This window comes from Cupriavidus necator (genome assembly GCF_040578825.1).
Classification (GTDB): Bacteria; Pseudomonadota; Gammaproteobacteria; order Burkholderiales; family Burkholderiaceae; genus Cupriavidus; species Cupriavidus necator_E.
Genome location: NZ_JBEFLI010000079.1, coordinates 24125 through 30278, shown reverse-complemented (window position 1 = coordinate 30278; position 6154 = coordinate 24125). Strand labels below are relative to the sequence as shown.

The 6154-nt window shown below is 68.6% G+C and carries 4 protein-coding genes; 1 reads left to right on the top strand and 3 read right to left on the bottom strand.

Annotated elements, in window-relative coordinates:
• The 3 genes from AB1I47_RS28435 to AB1I47_RS28425 form a co-directional block, all read right to left on the bottom strand.
• Positions 1-1354 (bottom strand): MFS transporter (locus AB1I47_RS28435; RefSeq protein ID WP_354687033.1); only part of this gene is annotated, 1354 nt, incomplete at its 3' end.
• A gap of 137 nt (positions 1355-1491) precedes the next feature.
• Positions 1492-4623 carry a hybrid sensor histidine kinase/response regulator gene (locus tag AB1I47_RS28430; RefSeq protein WP_354687032.1) on the bottom strand — a complete coding sequence of 1044 codons (3132 nt, stop codon included), beginning with the start codon at positions 4621-4623 and terminating at the stop codon, positions 1492-1494.
• Between the two features lie 31 nt (positions 4624-4654).
• Entirely contained in the window at positions 4655-5302 is a 648-nt protein-coding gene (locus tag AB1I47_RS28425) for a response regulator transcription factor (protein WP_354687031.1), read from the bottom strand.
• 583 nt (positions 5303-5885) lie between these two features.
• On the opposite strand from AB1I47_RS28425, the gene AB1I47_RS28420 reads away from it, so the two are divergent.
• Positions 5886-6050 (top strand): FmdB family zinc ribbon protein, encoded by a 165-nt coding sequence (locus tag AB1I47_RS28420; protein WP_354687030.1) that lies wholly within the window; start codon positions 5886-5888, stop codon positions 6048-6050.
• The last annotated feature ends 104 nt before the right edge of the window (positions 6051-6154 follow it).

The window sequence follows — 6154 nt, the reverse complement described above, 5'->3', positions numbered from 1 at the left end:
CCCCCTCCGCATCCCGCAACCGGCTGAGACTGATTACCGCCCCCAGCGCAGCCACCCCCACCGCCACATACAACGCCAACCGCGCCGCGCCCACCGGCGCCAGGCTGAACAGCAACGCCACCACCGCGGTGCCCGTGGTCTGTCCTAGCAGCCGCGTGGTGGCCTGCGCGCCGCTGGCGCCGCCGCTGCGTTCCGGTGGCGTGGCGCCGATCATGGCGCGGTTGTTCGGCGACTGGAAAAAGCCGAAGCCCGTGCCGCACATCGCCATGCGCCAGGCAATGTCGAAGCTGCCGGCATCCGGCCCCAGCGTAGCCAGCCCGGCCAGTCCCGCCGCCAGCATGCACAGCCCGACGCCCGCCAGGATGCTGGCCGGATAGCGGTCCGACAGCCGCCCCGATACCGCCGCCATCACCGCCACCATCAGTGGCCACGGCGTGAGCAGCAGCCCGGTTTCCTGCAAGGAGCGGCCAAGCTGGTACTCCAGGAAGAACGGCAGCGCAATGAAGGACAGCATCTGCGTCATGAACGAGCAGAACGAGGTGCCCACCGCCAGCGTGAAGGCGCGGCTGGCAAACAAATCCACTGGCACCAGCGGCGCGGCGCGTCCGCGCTGGCGCCGCACCAGCAGCCAGCCCAGCACCACGGCCACGGCCAGCCCGGCGCCCCCGGCGATGCGCAAGCCGGCGTGGCCAAGCCCGTCGACGCCGAGAATGAACATGCCGAACACCAGCGCCGACAGCAGCGCGCTGGGGTAGTCGAAGTCGCGCGGCTGCGGCGGCGTCGCCGGCAGCGCGGTGCGGCTCAGCGCCAGCGCGAAGATCGCCACCGGCACATTTACCGCGAACAACCACTGCCAGCTTGCCACCGCCAGGATCAGCGCCCCCAGCGACGGGCCCACGGCGATGGTCACGCCGACCACCAGCGCATTCAGACCGATGCCGCGGCCCAGCTTGGTAGGCGGATAGATAAAGCGCACCAGCGCGGTGTTGACGCTCATGATGCCGGCGCCACCGATGCCCTGCAGCACGCGCGCGGCCACCAGCATCGGCAGGTTGACGGCCAGCGCGCACATCAGCGAGCCCACCAGGAAGGTCGCCAGCCCGGCGCGGTAGACCCGCTTGTAGCCGAGGATATCGCCCAGCGAGGACAGCGGCAGCAGGCACACGGTCACCGTCAACTGATAGGCGTTGACGACCCAGATGGTGCTGGCCGGATCGGCCTGCAGCTCGCGCGAGATCGACGGCAGGGCGATATTGGCGATCGAGCCGTCGAGCACGGCCATGATCAGGCCGCAGAAAACGGTGAGGATCGCCCAGCTCCGCTGCGGCTGGGGAAGGCCTTGTTCTGGCTGCATTGGGGAGACATTGAAGACAATGCCGCGCCCGGAAAGGCATGGCCAGGAAGGCCACGGCGCGGCACCGCCATTATCGTCCCGCGTGGCGGTGCTCGCAAATCCGCAAATTGTGGTAAGCGGCGATCCGGGCCGCGAGGCTAGCCAGCCTCCATCTCGTCTGGCTCGCCTCGCGCATAGTCGCGCAGCCGTGCATGCAGCGCATTGGCCGCGGCGGCGACGGCAGGGGTCCAGTCCCCTGCGGTGGTGCACAACGCCTCCAGCGCCCGGCACTCGCTGACGATGGACTGGTGTTGCACGATCATGAATGCGCCCGCGGCGGAGTGGACCCAGGCCTGCAGCGCCGCCGGATCGCAGTGCTTGATGATGCGCGCCAGCCCGGGCAGGTCGTGGGCGAGCTGGTTGCGCAGCATGGCTTCGTAGCGGCGGCGGTAGGCGCTGTCGTGCGCAGGGTCCGTCTGGTCCGTATCTTCCGTATCGTTGCCCGCTGCCGCGGCGGCCGCGTCACCGCCATCCTTCGGCCCTGGCAACCCGCACAAACACGCCTGCAAATCCTGCAGCGACGCCGGCTTGGCCACATAGCCGGCGAAGCCGCGCTGCCTCCAGTTCTCGGACGATTCGCTGCTCGTCAACGCACTGAAGGCGAGCACCGGCAGGCCGGGATGCTGCGCGTGCACCTGGGCCAGCAACTGGTGGCCGTCCATGACCGGCATATGAATATCGGTCAGCACCGCGTCGACGCGCGTGGTTTCCAGCACCGCCAGTGCCAGCTTGCCATTGCCTGCGACAATCGGCTGGCAGCCAAGGGTCTGTAGCTGCTCGGTGATCAGGGTCTGGTTCAGCGGGTTGTCCTCGGCAACAAGGATGGTCAGTGCGCTCGCGGCCAGTGCGGGCGTGACCGGTGGCGCATCGCCCTGAGGCACCGCGTCGCCGGGGCACGCCGCGAGCATCGGCGCCGCGCCGTCGGCGGCCAGTGCCATGCCATCAAGCAGCGCGCGATGGCTGAATTCCGTGACCTCCAGGATGCCAGTCGCGCGCTGGCACGGACGGTGCGGGCCTTCCGGCGTCACCCACACCATGGGGACGGGGGCGGCATCGCGCAGGCCCGCCAGTGCCGCCAGCGCATATTCGCCGGTGGCGACGATGACATCCGGTGCCTTGAAGCGCAGGGCCTCCTGCGCCGCGGCCAGCGATAGCAGCACATTGGTGCGCCACCCCGCCGCATTGAGCCAGGCCTCGAGGTGTTCGCCATCGCGTGCGTCCTGGCACAGCACCATCGCCTGCCCGCGCGGCGCCGTCGCAGCCTGCGCGGGCGCCTGCTGCGCGGCCGGCGTCAGCGGCACCCGCAGCGGCACCGAGACCGTGAACGCGCTGCCCACATCCGGCACGCTGTCCACGGTAATGCTGCCGCCCATCAGCTCGCACAGCCGCGCGCAGATCGACAGGCCCAGGCCGGTGCCGCCGTAGCGGCTGCCGGTCACCGCATCACCCTGCACAAAGGGCTGGAACACCCGCGCCACCAGCGACGGCGGCATGCCGATGCCGGAATCGCTGACGCGGCAGACCAGCCGCTGCGTGCCGTGCTCGTCATGGCGCAGTCCGGCGCTGACTGCGATGCGGCCGCTGGCGGTGAACTTGAAGGCGTTGTTCAGCAGGTTATTGATCACCTGCACCAGCCGCGTGCAGTCGCCGGTGACTTCCGCGTCGAGCGACGGCGACAGGTGCAGGTGAAAGCGGATGGCGCGGCCGGCCACCATCGGCGCATAGGTCAGCGCCAGGCTTTCGAGCGCGTCGATGGGGCGGAATGGCTCGTCGACCAGCCTGAGCTTGCCGGCATCGATCTTGGAAAAATCCAGCACGTCGTTGACGATGCGGCGCAGCGCCTGCGCGGCGGTGTCCAGCGCCCGCAGCCGCGGCGCGTGCGCCTCCAGGCCGCTGCTGCGAGAGAGCAGTTCGAGGTTGCCAAGCAGCGCGTTCAGCGGCGTGCGGATCTCGTGGCTCATCGCGGCGAAGAAAGTCGCACGCGCGCGCAGCATCGCTTCGGTGGCTTCCTGCGCCGACCGAAGCTGCTCCTGCAGCGCCTCGCGCGCGGTGCGGTCCGCGCGCGAGGCTTCGCTGTGGGTGCGCCGCAGCAGGTGCCGGTTCCAGTAGCGCGCGCTCAGCACGATGGCGCCAATCAGCAGCAGCATCGCGCTGCCGATCACGGCCAGCTCGGCCGCCAGCGCCGCGCCCAGGATGCGGTACGGCAGGTGGTAGACCAGCAGCCCGAATCCTGCCTGCAGCGGCTGCACGAACTGCACGCCCGTGCGCGTGTAGTGCAACCGGTTGGGCGACAGCTCGCGCGCACGCGCGGCCATGTCGCGAACGATGGCCGCGGACGCCGGGTTGTCGCTCGGCGATATATCGATGATCTCGTCGGCTTCGTTGAGCAGCGCCAGCAGCGCCGGCTCGCGCGGGCGCTGCAGCTCGGCCAGGAAGGCCTGCACCGGCACGCACGCGGCCACCAGCATGGTCGGGGTATCGCCGACATAGGCGGCGCGGGCCAGCACCACGATGGGGGAGTCATCGACCGGATGGCGCAGCGGTCCCATCCAGACCTGTTCGTCCCGCGCCGGCACCGCGTGGCCGGTGCGGTCAAGCAGCGCATCGGTCAGGCGCGTGCGCAGCAGCGGGATCAGCGTCGGGTCCAGCGCCATCGGCGCACGCGCGCCGGCTTCGGGCTGGCTGATGACAATGGCGCTGTCTTCGTTGAGCGAGACCGCGTAAGCGCCATGGTCCAGATCGAATGCCTGCTGCGTGGCGACGGTCGCCAGCGCGATATGCCGCAGCCGCATGAACTGCTTCGGCAGGCTCGTGCCCCAGCCGTGCCGCGTGGCGTCGGCGGCAAGCAGATGGTAGTCCTTGCGTACCGCCTCCACTTGGCCGCTGGCCGCACCGGCGCGCCGGAAGCCCGCCAGGTCGGCATCGCGCGACGGATCCGGCGCCGGTGTGTCAAGGTCATCGCGAATCGCCAGCACGGTGCGCCGCAGGAAAGACGATTCGTTCTGCAGCAGCTGGGAGATCGATGCCACGTATTGCGCCATATAGCTGCGGCGGTAGTCCAGGTGGCGTTCCGCGGCCAGCCCCGCGAGCAAGAGGCCCGAGAACAGCACGATGGCGCTCAGCACCGCGATCGTCACCGAGCACAGGTGTTGCTGGCGGCGTGCGTTGCCGGCCAGCGCATCGAAGGCGCTGGCCAGCGTTTGCGGGGTGCGCTCGGTGGCCGGCTGCATCGGCACTCAGCGCGCTGCCGGCCATGCCGCTTCAGATAAGGCCGTTTTCATAGGCGTAGCGAATCAGGCTGGTATTGGTCTGCACGCCAAGCTTGCGCATGGCGACGGTCTTCTGGCTGGAGATGGTGCTGACCGAGCGGCCCAGCTTGCTGGCGATATCGGTGAGCTGGAAGCCCTGCGCATAGAGCCTGACCACTTCCAGTTCGCGCAGCGTCAGTTCGGTGGCGGGCGCATCGGCCAGCGCGGCGTGGTCGAGCAACTCGCGCACCGCGGGCGAATAGAAGCAGCTATCGCTCAACGCGACATGGATGCAGGCGCGTACCGCCTCTTCCAGCGGGTCTTCCTTGCTGACGAAGGCGCGCGCGCCCAGCTTCATGGCGCGGCGGATGATGGCGGGATTGGACTGCGCGCTGATCACCACCACACGCGTCTGCGGGTGGCGGCGCGCCAGGCGGTTCAGCAGGTTGAAGCCGTCCAGCGAGGCGTCGCCGTGGCCCATGCAGAAGTCAGTGATGGCGATATCGGCGGGATGCTGGTCCAGCGCGCCCAGCAGTTCGGTGCCGTTGCGGCATTCGCAGGTGATCTGGACACTGGCGGTGCGCTGCAGGCAGTCGCGCAGCGCAACCACGACCAACGGGTGGTCGTCCGCCAGCGCGACGCGTATGACTCGGTCGTACATACCTTGGATCCTGTCTTCAAATAGCAAGCGGGGGGCGGCGCCGGCGAGGTTGGGCGATGGATTGCGCAGTGTTTCCGGATGGGGATGGCAGCCGGTCCATGCCGGTTGCTCAGCGATGGCGTCACTACAAATTCCGCATTCTGGCTATGTTCCACGCCCCGTTGAATCGCAATTCGGCTAGTTCAGGGAACTATTCGGCGGCGAGCCGGTTAGCGTCATGACATGCAGGATACGGCGCGATGCCATCGCGCCTGGCCCGGGATTGCGCATCTTTGCGCGGCCTGTTTCGGGACAATGGCGCCAGCACATTTGTCCTATGTCATGGCGTGGCGCGGCTTGGCTGCAGGACGGCGCGAGGCACCGTTGGCGGAAAGTGAGTCCGCGGCGACATCATTGCGGGCTATGGCGCGCCAGCGTGCTGCGCGTCCAGCCTACAGCCCTAAAACTTTCACGCTCGCGTGCCGGACCGCTGTCCTAGAATGAATCTCACACGCGCCCGGCATCGTGACGTAGCGCAGCATCCGGCTCCGGCCAGGGTGGCGCTGGCGGCGCCCGCGGCGCGTGCACCGCGTGGGGGAATGCCATGCCCGTCTATCAATACCGCTGCGAGAAGTGCGGACATGTGTTCGAGAAGACCGAACATCTCGCAGAACATGCCTCTGCTCATCCGAATTGCCCGAAGTGCGGCAGCCAGTCCGTGCAGCACGCACCGGCCCCGTTCGTGGCAGTGACCCAGCGCAAGAGCTGAGTCCGAACAGCAACGTCCCTGGAGGGTTTGCGTCCCGCCGCGATGGCGCGGCGGGACGTCGACGTGTCGCGGCTTCGATGTCCGCGCACGCTTGTTTTCATGCG